The sequence below is a fragment of the Pseudomonas sp. WS 5051 genome, from assembly GCF_012985715.1.
Lineage (GTDB): Bacteria > Pseudomonadota > Gammaproteobacteria > Pseudomonadales > Pseudomonadaceae > Aquipseudomonas > Aquipseudomonas bubulae.
Genome location: NZ_JAAQWV010000006.1, coordinates 111,857 through 136,389 on the forward strand (window position 1 = coordinate 111,857; position 24,533 = coordinate 136,389).

Sequence of the window (24,533 nt, forward strand, 5' to 3'; positions counted from 1 at the left end):
TGGCGGATGCCATAAACCCCAAGTTTTCACAGGATGACCTTATGACCGAACAACAGATTTTGCTGTCTTTCGGCGGCATCGGCATCGCTGCCCTGGGCTCACAGTGGCTGGCCTGGCGACTGAAGCTGCCGGCCATCCTGTTTCTGCTGTTGAGCGGGATCCTGGTCGGCCCGGTATTGGGCTGGCTGGACCCGCAAGAATTGTTCGGCCCGCTGCTGATGCCGCTGGTCTCACTGGCGGTGGCGCTGATTCTGTTTGAAGGCAGCCTGACCCTGCATTTGTCCGAGTGGCGCGAAATCGGCACTGTGGTCCATCGGCTGGTAACTATCGGTGCGCTCTCGACCTGGGCCGTGATCACCCTGGCGACCCATTGGCTACTGGGCTTTGACTGGCTTCTGGCCTTGCTGTTCGGCACGCTGACACTGGTCACCGGGCCTACGGTGATTGTGCCGATGCTGCGCGTAGTACGGCCCAAGGCATCGATTGCCAATATCCTGCGCTGGGAAGGCATTGTCATCGACCCGATTGGCGCGCTGCTGGCGGTGGTGGTCTACAGCTTTATCATCGCCAGCGCCACGGGCGAGGGCCTGAGCCACAGCCTGCTGACCTTTGCCGGGGTGATTGTATGCGGCAGCTTATTCGGCATTGTAGGTGGCTGGATCATGGGGCAGATCGTACGCCGCCAATGGCTGCCGGAGTACCTGCACAGCCTGGCCACGCTGGCAGCAGTGCTGGGCGTATTTATTGGCGCCAATACGGTGATGCATGAGTCCGGACTGCTGGCGGTCACCTTGATGGGCATGTGGATGGCCAATATGAAGGGGGTGGATGTACGCAACATCCTGCACTTCAAGGAAAACCTGAGCATCTTCCTGATCTCGGGGCTGTTTATCCTGCTGGCGGCGCGCCTGGACTTGAACGCCATGATCGGCCTGGGGCCTGTGGTGCTGGTGTTGCTGCTGATTATTCAATTTATCGCCCGGCCGCTGAACGTGGTGATTTCGACCTTTGGCTCAAAACTGAACTGGCGCGAACGCGCCTTGCTCGCCTGGATCGCCCCACGCGGGATCGTCGCGGCAGCCGTTTCAGCAATTTTTGCGATCCGCCTGGACGAAGCAGGCCATGACGGCGCGCTGCTACTGGTGCCCCTGACCTTTGCAGTGATCATCGGTACGGTGGTGCTGCAAAGCGCGACGGCACGGCCCCTGGCCCGCCTGCTCAAAGTGGCGGAGCCGGCCCCCAGCGGCTTTTTGATCGTTGGCGCCAATGGCCCGGCCCGGGTTATTGGCAAGGCATTGCAGCAACTGGGCAGCCGCGTACTGCTAACCGATTCCAACTGGGAACACATTCGCGCCGCGCGCATGGACAACTTGCCCACTTACTTTGGCAATCCGGCTTCAGAGCATGCCGAGAGTCACCTGGATCTGGTGGGGCTGGGGCATTTGCTCGCACTGTCACCCTCTGGCGAGTTGAATACCCTGGCAGCGGCACGCTTTCATCACGAGTTCGGGCTGCAGCGCTTGTTTACACTGACCAATGGCCAGGAAATTCGTCGCACTGACAAGCATCGCGCCAGCCACGAGTACCGCGGTCAAGCCCTGGGCAACCCGGCGCTGACCTACGGCCAGCTCGCCAGTGAGTTGAGCCAGGGAGCCGAGCTGTACAGCACCACACTGACCGACAACTTCACCTGGGCGGACTACCTGGCCCTGCATGGCAAGCGCGTCACCCTGCTCTTCGCCCGCGACAACACTGGCTGGGTGCATGTAGTGACACCTGACAGTGAATTGAAACCAGGCTCCGGGTGGACGCTGCTGGCGTTGATCAGGCACCCGTAGCAGCTGTTACGAGGCAAACCCTGGCAACACCGGTACCGGGCGCTTGTCATCATCGATGGCGACAAAGCTGAACAAGCCCTGGATCGCCAGTTCGCGACCATCGCAGCTCATGCTTTCGACATACACCTCGACCTCAACCTTGAGGCTGGTGTTGCCAACTTTAACCACACGCCCCACCAGCTCAACGATGGAGCCAGCCGCGATCGGATGGTTGAAATCAATACGGTCCGTGGACACCGTCACCAACGGCAGACGACAAAAACGCGTTGCGGCAATAAACGAAACTTCGTCCATCCACGCCAGCGCGGTGCCGCCAAACAGGGTGTTGTGGTGATTGGTGGTAGAGGGGAATACCGCTTTGGTAATACGGGTAACGGAGAGGTCGGTACGGCGTTGAATCTCTTGCTCACGCGAAGTCATGCTTTCTTACTACCTACAACTGGACAAAGGTCTGACAAATCTCAGGCAACAAAAAAGCAGCCCGAAGGCTGCTTTTTTCTGCATCGGGAAGCTGGACTTAAGCCAGTTTTTCCTTGATGCGAGCTGCTTTACCCGACAGGTCGCGCAGGTAGTACAGCTTGGCTTTACGCACGTCACCGCGACGCTTAACAGCCATGCTGTCGATTTGCGGGCTGTAGGTCTGGAAAGTACGCTCTACGCCAACACCGTTGGAGATTTTACGAACAGTGAAAGCACTGTTCACGCCACGGTTACGCTTGGCAATCACTACACCTTCGAAAGCTTGCAGACGCGAACGATCGCCTTCCTTCACTTTCACCTGAACGACAATGGTGTCGCCCGGGGCAAAAGGAGGGATCTCTTTAGTCATCTGCTCTGCTTCGAGTGCAAGGATGATTTTGTTAGTCATGCTGTGCTCCTAAGGTAGATCAACTGATCTACCATCGATACGTTGTTAACTATCGTCCCGCTCGCGGATGTATTCCTCGAGCAGCTTCTTCTCTTCTCCAGAAAGCGAGCGGCTTTCCAGAAGATCGGCGCGTCGTTCAAAGGTCCGCCCAAGGGACTGCTGTAAACGCCAACGCCGGATGTGTGCATGATTGCCACTAAGCAATACGTCGGGAACACGCTGATCCGCATACACCTCCGGTCGGGTGTAGTGCGGGCAATCCAGCAGACCATCTGTGAAGGAATCTTCCTCCGCGGAGTCCGCATGCCCTAAAGCTCCAGGCAGCAGTCGTGTAACCGCATCAATCAGAACCATCGCCGGCAGCTCGCCACCAGAGAGTACATAGTCACCAATTGACCACTCTTCATCGACATAAGCGTCTATAAAACGCTCGTCAATGCCTTCATAACGACCTGCAATAAGGATTAATGCTTCCTCATTCGCCAGCTCGCGTACCGCCGACTGATTCAGTTGACGGCCTTGGGGCGACAGGTAAATCACCTTCGCCGCCTCTCCGGCTGCTTCTCTGGCCTGAACCAGTGCATCTTCCAGAGGCTTGATCTTCATCACCATGCCCGGACCACCGCCAAATGGGCGATCATCCACAGTGTGATGCCGATCCGTTGTGTAGTCTCGCGGGTTCCAACAAGTCAGCTGCAAGAGCCCTTGTTTCACCGCACGACTAGTGATGCCGTAGTCGCTGATGGCGGAAAACATTTCGGGAAACAAACTGATCACTTCTACGCGCAATTTAGCCACGCTTAGAAGTCCGCATCCCAATCCACCTTCATCTCGCCAGCTGCAAGGTCGACGCTCAACACGCATTGCTCTGTATAGGGCAACAAGCGATCACGATCATCCAGGCTACCTGGGCAAGGTTTGACTTCCATGACATCGTTCGAGCCAGTTTCCATCAGGTCAACAATCTTGCCGAGCAATTGCCCTTCAAGGTTGGTCACTTTCAGTCCCTGCAGCTGGTACCAGTAGTACTCGCCGTCGGTCAGCTCAGGAAACAGGTTACGCGGCACGCAGATTTCGAATTCACGAAGAAGACCAGCTTCATCACGGTCATCGAGACCCTTGAGCTTTACAACCAGAAACTTGCCGTTATGAGAACGGCCACTGACCAGCTCTGCCTGTCGTACATCATTACCGCGCCGAAGCGTCAGTTTTTTGTAGTCCAACAGGTTATCAATTGGATCCGTAAAGGAATAAACCTTCACTTCGCCGCGCACGCCGTGAATCGAGTAGATTTTGCCGATAACGATCAAATCATCAGCAGTTTCAGGCGTCACGCTCATATTGCTCAGGCCGCAGCCTTAGCGTTTTCTTTAACCAGCTGAGCAACACGCTCAGACAGTTGAGCACCAACGCTCAGCCAGTAGGCGAGGCGGTCTTCTTTAACGGAGAAACGGATTTCCTGACCACGGGCAACCGGGTTGAAGAAACCAATTTGTTCCTTGTGGGAACCGTCACGTGGGTTACGGCTGTCGGTAACGGTCAAGTGGTAAAACGGGCGCTTTTTGGAGCCGCCAAGGGCAAGACGGATTGTTAGCATGTGAACATCGTTCCTGTAGTCGGTGCTGCAAATCTAAAGGCACAGCGGGCATAGGTGCCCGAAAGGCCGCATATTCTAAGGAATATCCGGACTTTTGCAAATGTCTTTTTCTGGCGCCTATCGGCATGCCGTACAGACTTGCAACTAGGTCACCACGAATGGTGACAGGTCAGCTCCCGCACAGTGCGGGTTTGCCGGGTGTCTCGCATTGCTGCGAGTTGCCCGGACGCAAGCGTCCGGGCGGGTAAATTACATTTTTGGCATGCCGCCGCCGGGCATCATCGAGCCCATGCCGCGCATCATTTTCGCCATCCCACCTTTGGTGGAGAATTTTTTCATCATCTTTTGCATCTGCTTGTGCTGCTTGATCAAGCGGCCGATGTCCTGCACCTGAGTGCCGGAGCCCATGGCAATCCGGCGTTTGCGCGAACCGCTGATCAGCTCAGGGTCGCGGCGCTCGGCCGGGGTCATGGAGTTGATGATGGCTTCCATCTGCTTGAACTGTTTCTCAGCTGCGCCCTGGGCATTGCCCATTTGCGCCAGATTGACACCACCCATGTTCGGCAGTTTATCCATGAGGCCGCCAAGGCCACCCATGTTCTTCATCTGTTGCAGCTGGTCACGGAAGTCTTCGAGATCGAAGCCTTTGCCTTTTTTAAGCTTTTTAGCCAGTTTGTCGGCTTTGTCTTTATCGAGGGTCTGTTCGGCCTGCTCGATCAGGCTGAGCACGTCGCCCATGCCGAGGATGCGCGAAGCGATACGATCCGGGTGGAACGGCTCGAGCGCATCGCTCTTCTCACCCATACCGATGAACTTGATCGGCTTGCCGGTAATGGCTCGCACGGACAACGCCGCACCACCCCGGGCATCACCGTCGACCTTGGTCAGGATCACCCCGGTCAGCGGCAATGCATCACCGAACGCCTTGGCGGTGTTGGCCGCATCCTGGCCAGTCATGGCGTCGACGACAAACAGGGTTTCTGCCGGCTTGACGGCCGCGTGCAGCTCCTGGATCTCGGTCATCATCTCGGCATCGATATGCAGGCGACCTGCGGTATCGAGGATGACCACGTCGATGAACTTCAGCTTGGCTTCCGCAATGGCGGCGCGAGCGATGTCTACCGGCTTCTGGCTAAGGTCGGACGGGAAGAAGGTTACACCGACTTCATTGGCCAGGGTTTCGAGCTGTTTGATCGCAGCCGGACGATAAACGTCGGCCGAGACCACCATCACAGTTTTCTTTTTGCGCTCTTTAAGGAAGCGCGCCAGCTTGCCGGCAGTCGTGGTTTTACCAGCGCCCTGCAAACCGGCCATCAATACAACGGCTGGCGGCGTGACATTAAGGACCAGGTCCTCGTTGGCAGCGCCCATCAGGCTTTCAAGTTCAGCCTGAACAATTTTTACAAACGCCTGGCCCGGCGTCAGGCTGCGCGACACTTCAGTGCCGACAGCGCGCTCTTTGACCGCAGCGACGAAGTCTTTGACCACTGGCAAAGCCACGTCGGCTTCCAGCAACGCCATGCGTACTTCACGCAGGGTGTCTTTGATATTGTCTTCGGTCAGCTTGGCCTTGCCGGTGACATGGCGCAGCGTCTGCGAAAGACGGTCGGTTAAATTTTCAAACATGCGCGATCCTTTCAGGCCCAAAGTAGACCGGGGTTATTGCGGCCCAGCCCGTGTAAAACTGATGCTCGGCGAGCCTGCGGCGTGGGCAGGTCGCGGATTATAGCGAAGACTGGCCGTGTCCGACACCATGCCGTCGGCTTATGTGGTCTTTCGTGCACAGGCGGTTGTATGCCAAACTCAGTCCTTTCGGGCTTGCCTAACAGGATTTATGCTCCCCTTGTCACCCAGTTTGCTACCCAGCCTCGCCGCCGCCTGCTTGTATGCCGCTGCGACCTTCTATCAGGGCTCTTGTCTGCGCCAGGGCGCAAAGGCAAACAAACGCCTGTTGGTGACGCTCGGCATTCTTGCCGTACTCGCCCACGCCGCCAGCCTGTTCACCCACCTGATGACGCCTGCAGGCCTTGAACTGGACTTCTTCAGTGCAGCCAGCCTGATTGCCGTGGCCGTGATTACCGTGACCCTGGCGGCCTGCGCCCGCATACCGGTCGAGAACCTGCTGCTGCTTTTATACCCGCTGGGCATGCTGACAGTACTGCTGTCCGAATTCGCCCCGCCCGGCACGGTTCAGGTCATTAATGAAGAGCCAGGCATACTCGCGCATATCCTGCTGTCGATTCTGGCCTATGGCATGTTCACCATTGCGGTGTTCCAGGCGCTGTTGCTGTCGCTGCAGAACTATCAGCTCAAGCACAAGCATCCCAAGGGCCTGATCAAGAACTTCCCGCCACTGCAAACCATGGAAAGCCTGCTGTTCGGCTTTCTCTGGGCCGGCTGGTCGCTGCTTTCGCTGTCCCTGGTTTCCGGTTGGCTGTTTCTGGGCAACCTGTTCGCCCAGCACCTGGTGCACAAGACCCTGCTGGCCTGCCTGGCCTGGATCGTATTCAGCGTGTTGCTGTGGGGCCGTCACCACCTCGGCTGGCGCGGTCACAAGGCCATCCGCTGGACCTTTGCCGGTTTTTGCCTGCTGATGCTGGCCTACTTTGGCAGCAAGCTGGTTCGTGAATACATTCTGCATATCTGACGGGCGATAATTATGGATAGCTTGCCCCCTGGGCCGATTCTGACAATTTCGGCACTATTGATCGCAGGAGCCGCTGTATTTATCGGCTTTATACTGGGCAAAAGCAGTGCCCGCGCCAGGCGCACCAACGCCCAGCAGCTGCGAGAGGAGGCTCCCCAGCAACAGGACGAGCAGCCCAACAGCCGCCCGGCCCTGCTATCAGGCATCCATGCGCTGGACAACATCACGGTCAACGATATCCTGATCCCGCGCAACGAAGTCGAAGGCTTGAACCTCGACGACCCGATCGAAGACCTGATTGAGCAGTTGCGCCAGACCTCGCGCACACGCCTGCCGGTGTTTCACAACGACATCAACCAGGTCGAAGCCATCCTCAACACCCGCCACATCCAGCACATGCTGCCCGACGCCAGCCTGACCAAAGAAGCACTGCTGGCCGTTTGCCACGAACCTTACTTCATCCCCGAAAGCACCCCGCTGCAACTGCAACTGCTTAACTTCCACAAGCAGCAGCGCCGCCTGGGCGTGGTGGTCGATGAATACGGCGAAGTGCTTGGCATCGTGACGCTTGAGGACATCCTCGAAGAGATCGTCGGCGAGTTCGAAGACGAGCAGAATATCGATAACCCCCATATCGACCCCCTGCCCGACGGCCGTTATGTTGTCGATGGTGCAGCCTCCATTCGCGAGCTGAACAAGGCCCTGGGCTGGCACCTGCCCTGCGACGGCCCGAAAACCCTCAATGGCCTGGTCACCGAAGCGCTGGAAACCATCCCCGAGACCACCGTGTGCCTGAAAATCGGCGGCTATCGCCTGGAGATCCTCCAGACCGAAGAAAACCGCGTCAGCCGCGTACTGATCTGGCACAACAGCGTCAAGCCCGCGGTTTAATCGCCGCGCAAGGTCTTGTTACATTTGAGCGGGCCTCCCTATAATCATCATCGCTTACCCAAGCCTCGCCAACACGCGTGTTACCCGCACCCAGCGCTGTCGGCGCGTTGTATGACGCAGTACCTGCGTACGTTCCCATCCTGAACTGCGCTTGCACCCTGTTATCCCTCAGGGCCAACGACCATAAAAATTGCTCGCCATGTCGCACCGCCAAAGCGGACATCGGCACAGGGCTCATAACTGTCAGGGATATACGCATGACCTCCAGCACAACCTATAGCGAAGCTACGCCCGACAAGCCGGCCAACTCCGCCACCCGCGTTGCCACGGCCAGCTTTATTGGCACGGCCATCGAGTTCTACGACTTTTATGTGTATGCCACCGCCGCTGCACTGGTGATAGGCCCGGTATTTTTTCCGCAGACATCCGGTACCGCACAAATGCTGTCGGCGTTTCTGACCTTCGGCATCGCCTTTCTCGCCCGCCCGCTGGGCTCATTCCTGTTTGGCCACTTCGGTGACCGCATCGGACGCAAATCCACCCTGGTGGCCTCACTGCTACTGATGGGCGTGTGCACCACATTGATCGGGGTGCTGCCGGGCTACGCCACGATCGGCGCCTGGGCCCCGATCCTGCTGTGCGTGCTGCGCTTCGGCCAGGGCCTGGGGCTGGGTGGCGAATGGGGCGGCGCGGCATTGCTGGCCACCGAAAACGCCCCCAAGGGCAAGCGCGCCTGGTATGGCATGTTTCCGCAGCTGGGGCCTTCGATCGGTTTTCTGGCGGCCAATGGCCTGTTTCTGATTCTGGCCATGAGCCTGAGCGATGAGCAGTTCCGCTCCTGGGGCTGGCGCATTCCCTTCCTGCTTAGCGCAGCGCTGGTGATGGTGGGTCTGTATGTACGCCTGAAGCTGGAAGAGACACCGGTGTTTGCCAAGGCCGTGGCACAGCACGAGCGGGTGAAAATGCCCATCGTCGAACTCTTCAGCCAATACTGGGCACCGATGCTGCTGGGCGCCGCTTCGATGGTGGTGTGTTACGCACTGTTCTATATCTCGACAGTGTTTTCCCTGAGCTATGGCGTCGCCACCCTGGGCTATACCCGCGAAACCTTCCTCGGCCTGCTGTGTTTTGCCGTGCTGTTCATGGCGGCGGCCACACCTCTGTCGGCGTGGGCCAGTGACCGTTATGGACGCAAGCCGGTGCTGATAGTCGGTGGCGTGCTGGCGATCTTGTCAGGTTTTCTGATGGAGCCTCTGCTCACCCACGGCACCACCTGGGGTGTGGCGCTGTTCCTGTGCATCGAGCTGTTTTTGATGGGCGTGACCTTTGCCCCGATGGGTGCCCTGCTCCCTGAACTGTTCCCGACCCGCGTGCGCTATACCGGCGCGTCGGCGGCTTACAATCTGGGTGGCATTGTCGGAGCTTCCGCTGCACCTTTTTTTGCGCAAAAGCTGGTGAGCATGGGGGGGTTGAGCTGGGTAGGCGGGTACGTGTCGGGCGCAGCGATTCTCAGCCTGATTGCCGTGCTGTGCCTGAAGGAAACGAAAGAGGCTGACCTGAACAAGGTGGCTTGAAGAAACACTTAACCTGTGGGAGCGGGCTAGCTCGCGATTGCAACGCCTCGGTACATCAGATGTACCGGGGCAATTGAATCGCGAGCTAGCCCGCTCCCACAATGGTTTTTACAGCTCTACAACTACTGCCTTGGCCGCGCGGGTCGCTTTGGCGCGAGCTGCTTCAATCGACTCATCGCGAGCCAGGGCCACGCCCATGCGACGCTGGCCGTTGACCTCTGGCTTGCCGAACAGGCGCAATGCGGTGTCCGGTTCGCTCAGGGCAGCACCCAGGTTGGCGAATGCAGTCTGGGTCGACTGACCTTCTACCAGAATCACCGCCGAAGCCGATGGCCCGAACTGACGAATCAATGGAATCGGCAGGCCGAGAATGGCGCGAGCATGCAATGCGAACTGCGACAGATCCTGAGAAATCAATGTCACCAGGCCGGTATCGTGCGGGCGCGGCGACACTTCGCTGAACCACACCTGATCGCCCTTGATAAACAACTCAACGCCAAATAGACCACGACCACCCAGCGCTTCAGTAACAGCCTTGGCGACACGCTCGGACTCGGCCAGCGCGATCGGACTCATTGCCTGCGGCTGCCAGGATTCCTGGTAATCGCCCTTCTCCTGTCGGTGACCAACCGGTGCGCAGAACGTGGTACCGCCAATATGGCGCACGGTCAGCAAAGTAATTTCGTAATCGAAGTCGATAAAGCCTTCGATAATGACCCGACCCTTGCCCGCACGACCGCCTTCCTGCGCGTAGTCCCACGCAGCCTTAACCTCCTCAGCACTGCGCAGCAGGCTCTGGCCCTTGCCTGACGAACTCATCACCGGCTTGACCACGCACGGGAAGCCCAGATCCAGCACGGCGGCGCTGTAGTCTTCAAAGGTGTCGGCAAAATGGTACGGCGAGGTTGGCAGGTCCAGCTCTTCGGCTGCCAGGCGACGAATGCCTTCGCGGTTCATGGTCAACGACGTGGCACGCGCCGTCGGAATAACGGTGAAACCTTCAGCTTCCAGCTCCACCAGGGTGGCGGTGGCGATGGCTTCGATTTCCGGAACGATAAAGTGCGGTTGTTCTGCTTCGATGACGGCACGCAGGGCGGCGCCGTCAAGCATGTTGATCACATGACTGCGATGGGCAACCTGCATGGCAGGTGCATTGGCGTAGCGATCGACGGCGATCACTTCGACCCCCAGGCGCTGCAATTCGATGACAACTTCTTTGCCCAGCTCACCGCAGCCACACAACATGACGCGGGTCGCAGTGGGCGACAGTGGAGTTCCGATACGGGTCATTTCAGGTCCTCAAGGAAACAAAATCATCGAAGGCACTGACCAAGCCAGCGCCTGCAGGGGGATACAAAGGCCGGCATTTTACATGACTAGACCGAGGCTTTGCGCAAACGCCAGGCCATTGCCAGCCATACGCAGGTGACGCCGGCGAATTTCGAGGCCATGGCGGTAATGATCACGCCAGGGGTAAAGGCATCGATCATGCCGAAGAAGATAAAGGTGTCGATCGGGATGCTCAGCGCAGAGCTGATCCACAAGCGGTCATGCAAAGGCCGCTTGGTGATGCTGAAGACCAGCCAGTCGATGCACTCGGACACGGCGAAGGCAGTGGCGCTGGCCAGTGCAATGGAAGGATCGGAGGTGACGTACGACAACACCAGGGCCGCCAGCATGGCCAGTAGGGCACCGTGACCGAATCGGGTTTGCACCATGTCGCGCAATACAAACACCAGGCCACCCCAGGCTGACCAGATGATGTCCAGGTGCGGCGCAGTGGAAAACGCGTAGTTGATCAGCACGACGCTGGCGATATAAGCGACAAGAAACAGCATGGCAGCGGGCGACACCTCTAAATAAGGCGCACAGGGTACTTGAGTCGCAGTCGATTTTGTACCCGCGACATCCCCCTGCGGGAGCGGGCTTGCTCACGATGACATCAGCGCAGTTTGCCTGACAGCTCGCGGCGCCTGCATCGCGAGCAAGCCCGCTCACACAATAAAGAAGCGTTGTCAGCTACCGGAACCCAACATCCACACCACACCACTGGCTTTGGCCCGCTCATGGCACAGCACTAGCACCTCGCGGCGCTCCGGGTTGGTCATGCGGCTCCAGCGGGTGATTTCCGCCACGGTACGCTGGCAGCCACTGCACACATCGTCGTCGTCCAGCGCGCAGATATTCACACAGGGCGAGGCGACCGGGCGCTCTGCTTCCGTCATTGTTCTTGCACCTGAAGGTCACGGGCATATCGCTGGCCGTTCTTGACGTAGTGGGCCGCGCTGGCTTCCAGCAATTTTTTCTGCTCATCCGTCAGGTCACGTACCACCTTGCCCGGCGACCCCATGACCAGCGAGCCGTCCGGAATTTCCTTACCTTCGCCAATCAACGAGTTGGCGCCAATGATGCAATGCTTGCCGATTTTCGCGCCATTGAGGATCACTGCATTGATACCGATCAGGCTGTAATCGCCCACCGTACAACCATGCAACATGGCGTTATGACCGATGGTCACGCCCGTGCCAAGTGTGAGCGGATAGCCCATGTCGGTATGCATCACCGCACCATCTTGCACATTGCTGTGCTTGCCGATCAGGATCAGTTCGTTATCGCCACGCAACACGGCGTTAAACCAGACACTGGCGCCCTCTTCCAGGCGCACCTTGCCGATCAGGGTGGCATTGGGCGCGGTCCAGCTTTCGGGATGGGTTTCGACGAACGAGTCGCCCAAGCGGTATTTCATGGGATGTCCTCAAGGCAGGCGTGGCCGTCTGCTGACGGCTCTAAATTGGAATGGAACGTTCAGGCGGGGTATGCAGGTTGATATTGACGTCGTCATAGAGCAGGTTCATCAGCTCCACGATCATGATTGCCGTCAGTCCCCAGATTTTATACACGCCAAAACGGTAGCTCGGCACGTACCAGCTACGGCCCTGGTAGTCGATGCGATGAGTGTGCTCACGCGGGTCCTGGCGGAAGAACTCCAGCGGCACGCTGAATACCGCAGCGATTTCGGCGTCATTGGCCAGATACTCAACGTAATCCGGGACCAGACCGACATAAGGCGTTACGCGAATACCGTGTAACGAGATCAAGGGGCTCAGCGGCCCGATCACCTCGACCAGCCCCGGCGGCAAGCCGATTTCTTCTTCGGCCTCACGCAGGGCGGTGAACACCAGGTCGGGGTCTTCCGGGTCGCGGCGACCGCCCGGAAAAGCCACTTCACCACCGTGGGTCGACAACCCGCTGGCACGCAGGGTGAGAATCAGCTCAGGCTCAGAACTGCGTGTGACCGGCAACAACACCGCAGCTTCCGGGTAATTCCGTTCTGTTTCCAGCGTCCGTGGGGTATAGCGGCTCACACGGCCAAGCAGCTCGTCCAGCATAGGTCATCTCGATCCGGCACTTATCGGGCATCATGCACCAAATCGCACCGGGCACCCAAGTCCTACAGTGTCGCAGCCCGCCAGACCACACTTGCCGCGAGCCCACCTCAGCCCCCAAGATAGACAACGAGCCAGAGACCACAGCATGAAATTTTGTAGCCAGTGCGGCCATTCCGTCAGCCAGCATATCCCGCAAGGCGATTCGCGCCTGCGCTATGTCTGCGACCACTGCCAGACCATTCATTATCAAAACCCCAATATTGTCGCCGGTTGCGTGCCCGTGTGGGGCACACAAGTGCTGCTGTGCCGTCGCGCCATCGAACCGCGCAAAGGCTACTGGACACTGCCCGCAGGCTTTATGGAGAACGGCGAGACGGTTGAAAACGCGGCCCGACGCGAAACCCTGGAGGAAGCCTGTGCCGTGGTTGAGAACCTGGCCATCTACACCCTGATCGATGTGCCGCATATCAATCAGGTGCATATTTTCTACCGCGCCGACCTGCTGGGCCCGAACTTCGCAGCCGGTGAAGAGAGCCTGGAAGTGCGCCTGTTCGAAGAAGTCGACATCCCTTGGTCAGAGCTGGCTTTCCGCACGGTCAGCCGTACCTTAGAATGCTTTTTCGCTGACCGCCCGGGCGCTCACTACCCCGTACGCAGCGAGGCTGTAGCACCGCTGGCCAGCCTGAAGACCGCCCCAAAATAATGCTGCTTGCCTTGTAACTCAGGAATGTTCCTCTAATGCGTTGGTTGCTCGCTGCTCTATGCCTGTCATTTGCCGTTACCTGCCAGGCCTCTGTTGTCATAACCGTAAACGGCAAACCCGTTGATAAAAACCAGGTCCTGAAACCCGCCCCTTCGTCGCTTCCGGTACGTCCCGGGCAGAATATCGACAAGGTGCTGGTCATCAAGTCTGCCCGCAAGCTGGAGCTGATCAGCAACGGCAAACCGGTCAAGACCTACCGCATCTCCCTGGGCAAACAACCCAAGGGCCCAAAAGTACGCGAAGGGGACAAACGCACTCCCGAGGGCATCTACTGGGTCGACTGGCGCAAAAAAAGCGACAAGTTCAACTTGGCGATGCACATCAACTACCCCAACATCAGCGACGCTGCCACGGCCCGGCGTGAAGGCCTGAACCCGGGCTCGATGATCATGATCCACGGCACTCCGGACAGCGAAGACAACCCCGAGGAACTGTTCCATACCCTGGACTGGACCGATGGCTGCATCGCGATGAAAAACCACGAAATGCGTGAAGTCTGGAACCTCGTTCCAGACGGCACCATGGTTGAAATCCGCCCGTAGCCAGCTGTCATACGAGCAACAAAAAACCCGCTGACCGGTACCGGTTCAGCGGGTTTTTTATATGACTTGTGGCTAGAAATCAGCCAGTTGCCACACTTCGTACGCCGGGGTTTCATACGGGTGGCTGTGCTTGAGCGCAGCCACCACGGCCTGAATCAGATCATCGGCGACGACCAGCTCAACCTTCCACTCCCCCACATACTCGACCTGACCAGTTTGCCCGATGAACGGCTGGCTGCCGTCCAGCGCGCGAAACTGGCCCTGGCCCATGGTCTGCCAGGCGCAGTGGTCATAGCTGCCGATCCGTCCGCCACCGGCAGCGAATACGGCATCCTTGACCACGTCCACATGGCTCGGAGGAACGAAAAAGCTGAGCTTGTACATGCTCTTAATCTACCCACACACGAGCGTTACGGAACATGCGCAACCACGGCGCATCTTCGTTCCACTCTTCCGGGCGCCACGAGTTCTGCACGGCGCGGAATACCCGTTCCGGGTGCGGCATCATGATGGTCACACGGCCGTCACGGCTGGTCAGGCCGGTAATCCCGCGCGGCGAGCCGTTAGGGTTGGCCGGGTAGTTTTCCGTGACCTTGCCGTGGTTGTCGACGAAGCGCAGCGCCACCGAACCGGACAGGTCCGCTTGCAGCATGGCTTCTTCGCTGGCGAACTCGGCATGACCTTCACCATGAGCAATGGCGATCGGCATGCGCGAACCGGCCATGCCCTGCAGGAAGATCGAGTTCGACTCCTGAACCTGAACCATCGCCACACGGGCTTCGAACTGCTCGGAACGGTTGCGCACAAAGTGTGGCCACAGCTCGCTGCCAGGGATCAGTTCGCTCAGGTTGGACATCATCTGGCAACCGTTGCACACACCCAGGGAGAAGCTGTCAGTGCGCTCGAAGAAGCTCTGGAACGCATCGCGGGCACGGGCATTGAACAGCGCCGACTTGGCCCAGCCTTCACCGGCACCCAGTACGTCGCCGTAGGAGAAACCACCGCAGGCAACCAGACCTTTGAACTCGTTCAGGTCGACACGGCCGGCCAGAATATCGCTCATGTGTACGTCGATTGCATTGAAACCGGCACGGTCAAACGCCGCGGCCATTTCAACCTGACCGTTGACGCCCTGCTCACGCAGGACAGCCACTTGCGGACGAATGCCTTTCTTGATGTACGGCGCGCTGATATTGGCGTTGACGTCAAAGCTCAACTGGGCAGTCAGGCCCGGGTTGTCTTCTTCGAGCAGCACGTCGAACTCTTGCTGTGCGCAGTCCGCGTTGTCACGCATACGCTGGATCTGGAAGCTGGTTTCAGCCCACTGGCGCTGCAACTCGCCACGCTGACCGACAAACACTTTTTCACCGTTGAAGGTGATGGTGACTTCGCTGTTGTTCAGCGGCTGGCCGATCACGTCGACACACTCGCCCAGGCCTGCAGCGCTGAACTGTGCAAGCACATCAGCAGTCGCGTCCTGACGCACCTGAATTACGGCGCCCAGTTCTTCGTTGAACAGGATGGCCGGGAGCTGGCTGGCGCTGTCTGCGAGGCAATCCAGGGTCAGGTTCAGACCGCAGTGGCCGGCAAAGGCCATTTCCATCACGCTGGTCAGCAAACCACCGTCGGAACGGTCATGGTAAGCCAGCAGGTGACCATCGGCATTCAGGCCCTGGATCACCGCGAAGAAAGCCTTGAGGTCTTCTGCGTCATCAACGTCAGGGGCCTGCTTGCCCAGCTTGCCGTAGGTCTGGGCCAGGATCGAGGCGCCCATGCGGTTCTGGCCACGGCCCAGGTCGATCAGGATCAGATCGGTCAGGCCTTTGTCCATGCGCAGTACCGGGGTCAGGGTCTGGCGAACGTCGAGCACCGGGGCAAAACCGGTCACAACCAGCGACAGCGGCGAGGTCACGGTTTTGTCCGTGCCCTCTTCGCTCCAGCGGGTTTGCATCGACATCGAGTCCTTGCCCACCGGAATGGTGATGCCCAGCTCAGGGCACAGCTCCATGCCGACAGCCTTGACGGTGTCGTACAAGCGGGCGTCTTCACCCGGGTGGCCTGCAGCGGACATCCAGTTGGCTGACAGCTTGATATCGCTGATCTTGCCAATGCGCGAAGCCGCGATATTGGTCAGGGTCTCACCAATTGCCATGCGGCCCGATGCCGGAGCATCCAGCAGTGCCAGCGGCGTACGCTCGCCCATGGCCATGGCTTCACCGGTGTAGACGTCGAAGCTGGTTGCGGTGACAGCAACGTCAGCCACAGGAACCTGCCACGGCCCGACCATCTGGTCGCGGGCAACCAGACCGGTGATGGTGCGGTCGCCGATGGTGATCAGGAAGCTTTTGCTGGCAACGGCCGGGTGATGCAGAACGCGCTCGACGCACTCGCCGATGCTCAGTTGTGCTGGGTCGAAATCATCGCCCAACTCTTCTTCGCGAACAGCCGAACGGTGCATGCGCGGCGCCTTGCCCAGCAACACTTCCAGTGGCATGTCCACCGGGTTGTTGCCGAAGTGGCTGTCGGTCACGGTCAGTTGCGGCTCGGCAGTGGCTTCACCGACGACGGCAAACGGGCAACGCTCGCGTTCGCAGATCGCCTGGAAGCGCTCGAAATCTTCGACGCCCACCGCCAGAACATAACGTTCCTGGGATTCGTTGCTCCAGATTTCGTGCGGGGCCATGCCCGGCTCGTCGTTTGGAATGTTGCGCAGTTCGAAACGGCCACCACGGTCGCCGTCGTTCACCAGCTCAGGGAATGCGTTGGACAAACCGCCAGCACCCACATCGTGGATAAAGCTGATCGGGTTCTTGTCACCCAGCTGCCAGCAGCGGTCGATCACTTCCTGGCAACGACGCTCCATTTCCGGGTTTTCGCGCTGTACCGAAGCGAAGTCCAGGTCAGCCGAGCTTGCGCCGGTGGCCATAGAGGATGCTGCACCGCCACCCAGGCCGATCAGCATGGCCGGACCGCCCAGCACGATGAGCTTGGAGCCCACGGTGATTTCGGCTTTCTGCACGTGTTCGGCGCGGATGTTGCCCATGCCGCCGGCCAACATGATCGGCTTGTGGTAACCACGCACTTCTTCGCCACGGGGGGTGGTGATGGACTGCTCGAACGTACGGAAGTAACCGGTCAGGGCAGGACGACCGAATTCATTGTTGAATGCAGCACCGCCCAGCGGGCCTTCGATCATGATGTCCAGCGCGGTAACAATGCGCTCAGGCTTGCCGTACGGCACTTCCCACGGTTGTACAAAGCCCGGGATCTGCAGGTTGGACACGGTGAAACCGGTCAGGCCGGCCTTTGGCTTGGCACCACGACCGGTTGCACCTTCGTCACGGATCTCACCACCGGAGCCTGTCGCTGCACCCGGGAACGGGGCAATGGCGGTCGGGTGGTTGTGGGTCTCTACCTTCATCAGGATGTGCACTGGCTCCTGCACCGCACCGTACTGGCGGGTTTCAGGATCTGGGAAGAAACGCCCGGCAACACTGCCGACGATAACCGACGCGTTGTCTTTATAAGCAGACAGAACGCCTTCGCTGTGCATCACGTAGGTGTTCTTGATCATGCCAAACAGGCTCTTGTCCTGGCTTTGGCCGTCGATGTCCCAGCTGGCGTTGAAGATCTTGTGGCGGCAATGTTCGGAGTTGGCCTGGGCAAACATCATCAATTCGATGTCGTGCGGGTTGCGGCCCAGACCGTTGAAGGCATTGACCAGATAATCGATTTCGTCTTCGGCCAGGGCAAGGCCCAGCTCGACGTTGGCTTTTTCCAGCGCGGCACGACCGCCACCCAGTACGTCAATCGCGGTCAGCGGCTTTGGCTCGGCGTGGCTGAACAAGCCTGCAGCCTGCTCCAGAGCGCCCAGCACGATTTGCGTCATGCGGTCATGCAATACAGCGCCGATCAGTTCGGCATCCGCATCGCTGAACTGGCCAGCTACATAGAATGCAATGCCGCGTTCCAGGCGCTGGATTTTAGCCAGGCCACAGTTACGGGCAATGTCGCTGGCCTTGCTCGACCAGGGAGAGATGGTGCCAAACCGCGGCAACACCAGGAACAGTCGGCCGCTCGGCTCTTGGACCGGCACGCTTGGGCCGTACTTCAGGAGACGAGCCAGTACCTGCTGTTCATCGCTGGTCAGCTCACCGGTGGTATCGGCAAAGTGGGCGAATTCAGCATACAAACCAGTGACAGACGGAACCTTGAGGCTCAGTTGTGCAAGGAGTTTGCTGTGGCGAAAGGCAGAAAGGGCAGGAGCGCCGCGCAGGATCAACATCTTCGGGACAGCCTCGGGAGGGGTATGCTTTGAGGCCGGGCATTCTAGCCTAAACCGTTCGCCACGGCACCCGAAACGGCACACCTGAAGCGCACCAGACGTCGCGAATCGACCAAAGCCTTATTCTTTATAGCTATCAGCCGCTTAACGGATGCTCGATTATGATCTTTAAACAGAGCTCTACCCCCCATTTTACAAGGGTTTGAGCGATTTTCGCGGTCAATATCAGAATGACTGGAAATTGTCGAGATATGGCACCCGTGCTGCTTTGCGTATACTGCGCGGATGTTTTCTCTAACTGATATCCGCCCGCGCTGCGCCAAATGGCTGCTCGCAACCGGACTCTTCCTGATGCTCAGTGCCTGCGTTGAAAAACCCAGCACCCTGGAGCGCGTAAAGGAGGATGGGGTACTGCGGGTGATTACCCGCAACAGCCCTGCGACCTACTTTGAGGATCGCAATGGTGAAACCGGCTTTGAATACGAGCTGGTGAAGCGTTTTGCCGACGATCTTGGGGTTGAGCTCAAAATCGAGACCGCGGACAACCTGGACGAACTGTTCAATCAACTGGGCCAGCCTGACGGCCCGGTTCTGGCTGCTGCCGGACTGGTCAGCAGCGAGAAACGCCTGCAACAAGCCAGATTTTCCCACCCGTACCTCGAAGTCACACCACAGATCATCTACCGCAACGGCCAGTCCCGCCCCACCTCTGCTGCAGATCTGGCCGGCAAGCGCATCACGGTCCTTAAAGGCAGCTCCCACGCAGAGCAACTGGCCGAACTGAAAAAACAGTATCCCGGAATCGAGTACGACGAATCCGACGCGGTCGAAGTCGTCGATTTGCTGCGCATGGTCGATGAAGGCCAGATCGACCTCACGCTGGTCGACTCCAACGAAGTGGCGATGAACCAGGTGTACTTCCCCAACGTGCGCGTCGCCTTTGACCTGGGCGATGCACGCAGCCAGCGCTGGGCAGTGGCGGCCGGTGAAGACAACAGCCTGCTCAACGAGATCAACGCCTATCTGGACAAGGTCGAAAAGAACGGCACCCTGCAACGCCTTAAAGACCGCTACTACGGGCATGTCGATGTCCTTGGCTACGTTGGCGCGTACACCTTCGCCCAGCACCTGCAACAGCGCTTGCCCAAGTACGAAAAGTTCTTCAAGGAAGCGGCCAAAAAAGAACAGATCGACTGGCGCCTGCTGGCAGCCATGGGTTATCAGGAATCTTTATGGCAACCCGCCGTCACCTCAAAAACAGGTGTCCGCGGCCTGATGATGCTGACCCAGAACACGGCTCAAGCGATGGGCGTGTCCAACCGCCTGGATGCCAAGCAAAGCATCATGGGCGGCGCCAAATACCTCGCATTGATCAAGAGCGAGCTGGACGATGATATTCAGGAACCGGATCGGACCTGGTTCGCACTGGCTGCCTACAACGTGGGTGGCGGTCATCTGGAAGACGCACGCAAGCTGGCCAAGAAAGAAGGCCTGAACCCGAACAAGTGGCTTGATGTAAAGAAAATGCTGCCTCGCCTTGCGCAGAAGCAGTGGTACAGCAAAACCCGCTATGGCTACGCCCGTGGCGGCGAGCCAGTACATTTTGTGGCCAACATCCGTCGTTACTACGACATCTTGACCTGGGCCACGCAGCCACAGCTCGAAGGTGATCAGGCGGCCGACAGCAAGCTGCATATCCCCGGCATCGACAAGACCAAGCCCAAAGAAGAGCCGCAGTTGTAGAACACAATTCCGTGGGAGCGAGCCTGCTCGCGAATGAGCTTCGCGAGCAGGCTCGCTCCCACAATTGAATGATCCCGTAGCCGTTTTTAAACCTTGGCCGCAGCCACAATCAGCGCTTTCATTTCAGCCACTGCCGACTTGAAGCCCACGAACAATGCATGCGCCACCAGCGCATGGCCAATGTTCAATTCATTGATGCCCTTGATCGCGGCTACCGCTTCCACGTTGTGGTAATGCAGACCGTGGCCGGCATTGACGATCAGCCCTTGAGCCAGGCCAAACGCAACGCCATCGGCGACACGCTGCAACTCTTCGGCGACTTCGGTCGGGGTCTGGGCATCGGCATAGCGTCCGGTGTGCAGTTCGATTGCCGGTGCGCCTACGCGCCTGGACGCTTCGATCTGACGCTCATCGGCGTCAATAAACAGCGACACTTCACAGCCAATCTTGCTCAGCCGCTCGACAGCTGCCTTGATCCGCGCTTCCTGCCCGGCAACATCCAGACCGCCTTCGGTGGTCAGTTCCTGACGGGTTTCAGGCACCAGGCAGATATGCGCCGGGCGAATGCGCTCGGCAAACAGCATCATCTCTTCGGTAACGCCCATTTCGAAGTTCATGCGCGTTTGCAGGACATCCTTGAGCAGCAACACATCGCGTTCCTGGATATGTCGACGATCTTCGCGCAAGTGCACGGTAATGCCGTCGGCGCCCGCCTCTTCTGCATCCAGCGCTGCCTTGACCGGATCAGGGTAACGGGTGCCGCGAGCCTGACGCAGCGTGGCTACGTGGTCGATGTTCACGCCGAGAAGAATGCGATTGCTTTGGGTCACGGGGGGCTCTCCTGAAGAGTTGACGATTCGGCGCACAGCATACCGGTCTATTCAGGGCTTGCGAAACAACTCACGACTGGCCAGCGGTTTACCAGCCAAATGCACGGCCAATGCCTGACGCATCAGGCGCTTGGCGGCGGACAAGGCTCCGGGCACGGTCCAGTCAGCCTCGGCCATTGCGTGCAGTTCGGTGCCATGAAACAGACCGGGCTGCACCAGATAAATCCGCTCAAGCCCGGCATCTACCTGCAAACGGTACATGCCATCGCTGGCCACCGGTTCGCCTTGAATGTCCCGGGTCAACGAAAAGCCATAGCCCAGATCGTCCAGCAGGCGCCATTCGAACGCTCGCAGCAGAGGCTCGAGCGCGCGCCCTTGCGCAAGCGCCACCAGCGTCGCGGCATAGTGGTCGAAGACCGCCGGATGCGGGTCTTCGGCTGGCAACAGCCTGATCAGCAGCTCATTGAGATAGAGGCCGCTGAACAGCGCTTCGCCATTGAGCCAGGTGGCAATCCCGGCACTCTCCATGCGTCCGACGTTTTTCAGCTCGCCACGGCCGCGAAATTCGATTTCCAGCGGCACAAAAGGCCGGGCCAGCGTCCCCGCCTTGCCCCGCGCACTGCGCAGCACGGCCCGCAGGCGCCCTTGAGGCGTGATGAAATCCACCAGGGCACTGGTTTCACGATAGGGGCGACTGTGCAGGACGTAGGCGAGTTGGGGGGCCGGGGGTTTACTGGACATGGAAGTCAGCTATCTCAAAAGGCAAACACTGCCAGGAAGAACAGCATAAAACTAATGTGGGAGCGGGCTTGCTCGCGATAGCAGCAACTCGGCCTGTCTGAAGTTCCGAGTTGATGCTATCGCGAGCAAGCCCGCTCCCACAGGGGGGGTGTAATGCTGTGCTTACAGGTCGCCGTAGCCCAGCGAACGCAGGGCGCGCTCGTCGTCGGACCAGCCACCTTTCACTTTAACCCAAAGGTTAAGCATGATCTTGGAGTCGAACAGCAGCTCCATATCCTTGCGCGCTTCGGTACCGATACGCTTGATACGCTCGCCCTTGTCGCCAATGATGATTTTTTTCTGACCATCACGCTCAACCAGAATCAAGGCATGGATATGCAGGGTTTTGCCCTGCTGCTTGAACTCTTCGATCTCGACGGTGATCTGGTACGGCAGCTCGGCCCCCATCTGGCGCATGATCTTTTCACGTACCAGTTCGGCGGCCAGGAAGCGGCTGCTGCGATCGGTGATCTGGTCTTCCGGGAAGAAGTGCTCGTTTTCCGGCAGGTGATCGGCAATCACGCGCTCAAGGGCTTCAAGGTTGTGCCCGTGCTGAGCCGAGATCGGGATGATCTGGGCGTTCGGCAGTTGCTCCTGAAGCCAGCTCAGGTGCGGCATCAGCTCGGCCTTGTCTTCGATACGGTCGGTCTTGTTCAACGCCACGATCAGCGGGCCGGTTACGTACTGCACGCGCTCCAGCACCATCTGGTCTTCGTCGGTCCACTTGGTGCGGTCAACAACGAAGATCACCACATCGACGTCTTTCAACGCAGCCGAAGCGGTTTTGTTCATGTAGCGGTTCAGGGCCTTTTCGCCGCCCTTGTGCATGCCCGGGGTATCCACGTAGACCGCTTGCACGTTGCCTTCGGTCTTGATGCCCAGCATGTTGTGGCGGGTGGTCTGAGGCTTGCGCGAGGTGATCGCCAGCTTTTGACCCAGGATATGGTTCAGCAGTGTGGATTTACCCACGTTTGGACGACCAACAATGGCAACGTAGCCACAGCGAGTTGCGGTTGAATCAGTCATGACCATTCTCCACGCCAAGGGCAATCAGTGCTGCGGCGGCCGCTACCTGTTCGGCAATACGACGGCTCACGCCCTGTCCCCGGCTTTTTTCATTCAATAAGGCAATCTCGCACTCGACAAAGAAGGTGCGGCAATGCGGTTCGCCCTGGATATCCACCACTTCGTAACGTGGCAGGTCGCAGGCACGCGACTGCAAGAACTCTTGCAGGCGGGTCTTTGGATCTTTGTTGGTGTCGACCAGGGTCAGCGTCTCGAACTCGCTGGCCAGCCAGGCCAGTACGCGGTCGCGAGCGACATCCATGCCGGCGTCCAGGTAAATGGCACCGATCAGCGCCTCAAGGGCATCGGCCAGGATCGATTCACGGCGAAATCCGCCGCTTTTCAGTTCACCGGAACCCAGGCGCAGGTACTCGCCCAGCTCAAAGCCGCGGGCCAGTACTGCCAGGGTCTCACCCTTTACCAGCCGCGCACGCAAGCGTGACAACTGGCCTTCGCGCGCCAGCGGGAAACGGTCAAACAAGGCTTCGCCGGCAACAAAATTGAGAATGGCATCCCCCAGGAACTCAAGGCGCTCGTTATTGCGCCCCGCGAAACTGCGGTGTGTCAGGGCCAGAACCATCAGTTCCTGGTCTTTGAAGGTGTAGCCGAGCTGACGCTCTAAACGTTCTAAAGAAAAACTCACGATTTACCCACGCTGAGTTCGTGGCCGAATGTCACCACCGGACCGATATTAGGGATCAGTGATGCTCGTTTATCGCATAGCAAATGGACAGGGAACAGGCTGTTCGCCGCCGTCACACTTAACGCTTTGTTCAAATCCACATCCTGAATACTCAGGCGCGCGACTTGTTTCGCACACCTGAAAAGCAATCGGCGCTGTTATAAACAGCGCCGTTCTGGCTACTTGATCAGACCAACCCGCGAGAAGTTCGGCAGGTTGCTCGCCTTGGGTTCCGGCCAGCTCATCCAAACAGCGAAGGCCTTGCCGACAATATTCTTGTCGGGAACCATGCCCAGCTCGTCTTTGGGAATGTTCGGATCATCCCAGTAACGGCTGTCGTTCGAATTGTCACGGTTGTCACCCATCATGAAGTAATGCCCGGCCGGAACCGTCCACTCCTTGTCAGGCGGCGCACGATAGCGGCTCATTTCCTTGCGGATCATGTGCTCGACTTCGCCCAGCTTCTCTTTGTACAACTCGGCACTGCCCAGGGTTCCAGGCTCGGCCTTGACCAGTTGCTCGGCAACCAGTTGGTCGTTGACATAAAGATGCTTGTCGCTGGTATAGCGGATCTTGTCGCCCGGCAGGCCAACTACACGCTTGATGTAGTTGACTGTCGGATCGCTTGGGTAGCGAAACACCATCACATCGCCCCGCTTCGGATCACCCACTTCGATGATTTTCGTGTCGAGTACCGGCAAGCGGATCCCGTACGAAAACTTGTTCACCAAAATGAAATCGCCCACATCCAGGGTCGGTTTCATCGAGCCGGACGGAATCTGGAACGGCTCAACCAGAAACGAACGCAACACCAGCACGATAAACAACACGGGAAAGAACGACTTGCCGTATTCAACCAGCAGCGGCTCCTTGTTGAGCTTTTCGACTACCTGCATATCAACCGGCGTAACGCTGGCTTGATAGTTGGCAATGGCCTTGCGCCGGCGCGGAGCCAGGAAGACCAAATCGAGCAGCGCCAGCAAACCGCACACGGCAACAGCAATGACCAGCAACAGCGGGAAATTTAGTGACATAGGAC

General features: G+C 58.6%; 24 protein-coding genes and 1 pseudogene. 7 read left to right on the forward strand and 18 right to left on the reverse strand.

What is annotated here, in order from left to right; genetic code table 11:
- The first annotated feature begins 41 nt into the window (after positions 1–41).
- Positions 42–1,838: a sodium:proton antiporter gene (locus tag HBN79_RS11740; protein WP_095001253.1), complete on the forward strand. Its 1,797-nt coding sequence runs from the start codon at positions 42–44 to the stop codon at positions 1,836–1,838.
- 6 nt (positions 1,839–1,844) lie between these two features.
- Here HBN79_RS11740 and HBN79_RS11745 read toward each other — a convergent pair whose 3' ends face one another.
- From HBN79_RS11745 to ffh, 6 genes are all read right to left on the reverse strand, one after another.
- A complete protein-coding gene (locus HBN79_RS11745; RefSeq protein WP_095001252.1) occupies positions 1,845–2,258 on the reverse strand; it encodes an acyl-CoA thioesterase in 414 nt (137 codons plus the stop codon).
- Between the two features lie 97 nt (positions 2,259–2,355).
- On the reverse strand, positions 2,356–2,706 hold the full coding sequence (gene rplS / locus HBN79_RS11750; protein WP_003440273.1) for a 50S ribosomal protein L19: 351 nt from the start codon (positions 2,704–2,706) through the stop codon (positions 2,356–2,358).
- A gap of 45 nt (positions 2,707–2,751) precedes the next feature.
- Positions 2,752–3,504 (reverse strand): tRNA (guanosine(37)-N1)-methyltransferase TrmD, encoded by a 753-nt coding sequence (gene trmD / locus HBN79_RS11755; RefSeq protein WP_003440270.1) that lies wholly within the window; start codon positions 3,502–3,504, stop codon positions 2,752–2,754.
- Between the two features lie 2 nt (positions 3,505–3,506).
- Positions 3,507–4,046 (reverse strand): ribosome maturation factor RimM, encoded by a 540-nt coding sequence (gene rimM / locus HBN79_RS11760; protein WP_048363294.1) that lies wholly within the window; start codon positions 4,044–4,046, stop codon positions 3,507–3,509.
- A gap of 5 nt (positions 4,047–4,051) precedes the next feature.
- Positions 4,052–4,303: a 30S ribosomal protein S16 gene (rpsP, locus tag HBN79_RS11765; RefSeq protein WP_095001251.1), complete on the reverse strand. Its 252-nt coding sequence runs from the start codon at positions 4,301–4,303 to the stop codon at positions 4,052–4,054.
- Positions 4,304–4,552: 249 nt separating this feature from the next.
- Complete coding sequence (gene ffh, locus HBN79_RS11770; RefSeq protein ID WP_095001250.1) at positions 4,553–5,929, reverse strand: signal recognition particle protein; 1,377 nt, start codon at positions 5,927–5,929, stop codon at positions 4,553–4,555.
- A gap of 208 nt (positions 5,930–6,137) precedes the next feature.
- Here ffh and ccsA point away from each other — a divergent pair, with 208 nt between their 5' ends.
- From ccsA to HBN79_RS11785, 3 genes and pseudogenes are all read left to right on the forward strand, one after another.
- On the forward strand, positions 6,138–6,950 hold the full coding sequence (ccsA, locus tag HBN79_RS11775; RefSeq protein ID WP_095001249.1) for a cytochrome c biogenesis protein CcsA: 813 nt from the start codon (positions 6,138–6,140) through the stop codon (positions 6,948–6,950).
- 195 nt (positions 6,951–7,145) lie between these two features.
- Positions 7,146–7,841: pseudogene (locus HBN79_RS11780) on the forward strand (transporter associated domain-containing protein); the annotation flags it as partial.
- A 257-nt stretch (positions 7,842–8,098) separates the two neighbouring features.
- Positions 8,099–9,415 carry an MFS transporter gene (locus tag HBN79_RS11785; RefSeq protein WP_095001248.1) on the forward strand — a complete coding sequence of 439 codons (1,317 nt, stop codon included), beginning with the start codon at positions 8,099–8,101 and terminating at the stop codon, positions 9,413–9,415.
- A gap of 108 nt (positions 9,416–9,523) precedes the next feature.
- On the opposite strand, the gene purT is transcribed toward HBN79_RS11785, so the two are convergent.
- From purT to HBN79_RS11810, 5 genes are all read right to left on the reverse strand, one after another.
- On the reverse strand, positions 9,524–10,705 hold the full coding sequence (purT, locus tag HBN79_RS11790; RefSeq protein WP_133144293.1) for a formate-dependent phosphoribosylglycinamide formyltransferase: 1,182 nt from the start codon (positions 10,703–10,705) through the stop codon (positions 9,524–9,526).
- 86 nt (positions 10,706–10,791) lie between these two features.
- Positions 10,792–11,253, reverse strand: a complete 462-nt coding sequence (locus HBN79_RS11795; protein WP_095018202.1) for a VUT family protein — start codon at positions 11,251–11,253, stop codon at positions 10,792–10,794.
- 177 nt (positions 11,254–11,430) lie between these two features.
- Positions 11,431–11,640 (reverse strand): DUF1289 domain-containing protein, encoded by a 210-nt coding sequence (locus tag HBN79_RS11800; protein ID WP_016781908.1) that lies wholly within the window; start codon positions 11,638–11,640, stop codon positions 11,431–11,433.
- Complete coding sequence (locus HBN79_RS11805) at positions 11,637–12,161, reverse strand: gamma carbonic anhydrase family protein (protein WP_095001245.1); 525 nt, start codon at positions 12,159–12,161, stop codon at positions 11,637–11,639. The genes HBN79_RS11800 and HBN79_RS11805 overlap by 4 nt, the downstream gene beginning before the upstream one ends.
- 40 nt (positions 12,162–12,201) lie before the next feature.
- On the reverse strand, positions 12,202–12,804 hold the full coding sequence (locus tag HBN79_RS11810; RefSeq protein ID WP_095001244.1) for a CoA pyrophosphatase: 603 nt from the start codon (positions 12,802–12,804) through the stop codon (positions 12,202–12,204).
- Between the two features lie 145 nt (positions 12,805–12,949).
- Here HBN79_RS11810 and HBN79_RS11815 point away from each other — a divergent pair, with 145 nt between their 5' ends.
- Positions 12,950–13,507, forward strand: a complete 558-nt coding sequence (locus HBN79_RS11815; RefSeq protein WP_169916743.1) for an NUDIX hydrolase — start codon at positions 12,950–12,952, stop codon at positions 13,505–13,507.
- A 35-nt stretch (positions 13,508–13,542) separates the two neighbouring features.
- Positions 13,543–14,109, forward strand: coding sequence for a L,D-transpeptidase family protein (locus tag HBN79_RS11820; RefSeq protein WP_095001242.1), 567 nt, complete (start codon positions 13,543–13,545; stop codon positions 14,107–14,109).
- Positions 14,110–14,181: 72 nt separating this feature from the next.
- Here the strand turns inward: HBN79_RS11820 and HBN79_RS11825 are convergent, their stop codons facing one another.
- Both HBN79_RS11825 and purL read right to left on the reverse strand, forming a co-directional pair.
- Positions 14,182–14,493 (reverse strand): YqfO family protein, encoded by a 312-nt coding sequence (locus HBN79_RS11825; RefSeq protein ID WP_095001241.1) that lies wholly within the window; start codon positions 14,491–14,493, stop codon positions 14,182–14,184.
- A 4-nt stretch (positions 14,494–14,497) separates the two neighbouring features.
- Complete coding sequence (purL, locus tag HBN79_RS11830; RefSeq protein WP_095023045.1) at positions 14,498–18,394, reverse strand: phosphoribosylformylglycinamidine synthase; 3,897 nt, start codon at positions 18,392–18,394, stop codon at positions 14,498–14,500.
- 285 nt (positions 18,395–18,679) lie between these two features.
- On the opposite strand from purL, the gene mltF reads away from it, so the two are divergent.
- Complete coding sequence (gene mltF / locus HBN79_RS11835; protein ID WP_095001239.1) at positions 18,680–20,137, forward strand: membrane-bound lytic murein transglycosylase MltF; 1,458 nt, start codon at positions 18,680–18,682, stop codon at positions 20,135–20,137.
- Positions 20,138–20,223: 86 nt separating this feature from the next.
- Here the strand turns inward: mltF and pdxJ are convergent, their stop codons facing one another.
- The 5 genes from pdxJ to lepB all read right to left on the reverse strand — a co-directional run bounded on the left by pdxJ (position 20,224) and on the right by lepB (position 24,528).
- Positions 20,224–20,967, reverse strand: a complete 744-nt coding sequence (gene pdxJ / locus HBN79_RS11840; protein ID WP_095001238.1) for a pyridoxine 5'-phosphate synthase — start codon at positions 20,965–20,967, stop codon at positions 20,224–20,226.
- 51 nt (positions 20,968–21,018) lie between these two features.
- Positions 21,019–21,708, reverse strand: coding sequence for a DNA repair protein RecO (recO, locus tag HBN79_RS11845; protein ID WP_095001237.1), 690 nt, complete (start codon positions 21,706–21,708; stop codon positions 21,019–21,021).
- A 162-nt stretch (positions 21,709–21,870) separates the two neighbouring features.
- The gene (gene era, locus HBN79_RS11850) at positions 21,871–22,773 is read right to left on the reverse strand and encodes a GTPase Era (RefSeq protein WP_095001236.1); all 903 of its coding nucleotides are present in this window, start codon (positions 22,771–22,773) and stop codon (positions 21,871–21,873) included.
- Positions 22,766–23,455, reverse strand: a complete 690-nt coding sequence (rnc, locus tag HBN79_RS11855; protein ID WP_095001235.1) for a ribonuclease III — start codon at positions 23,453–23,455, stop codon at positions 22,766–22,768. Before rnc ends, era begins: the two co-directional genes overlap by 8 nt.
- A gap of 218 nt (positions 23,456–23,673) precedes the next feature.
- Complete coding sequence (lepB, locus tag HBN79_RS11860) at positions 23,674–24,528, reverse strand: signal peptidase I (protein ID WP_095001234.1); 855 nt, start codon at positions 24,526–24,528, stop codon at positions 23,674–23,676.
- Positions 24,529–24,533: the final 5 nt, after the last annotated feature.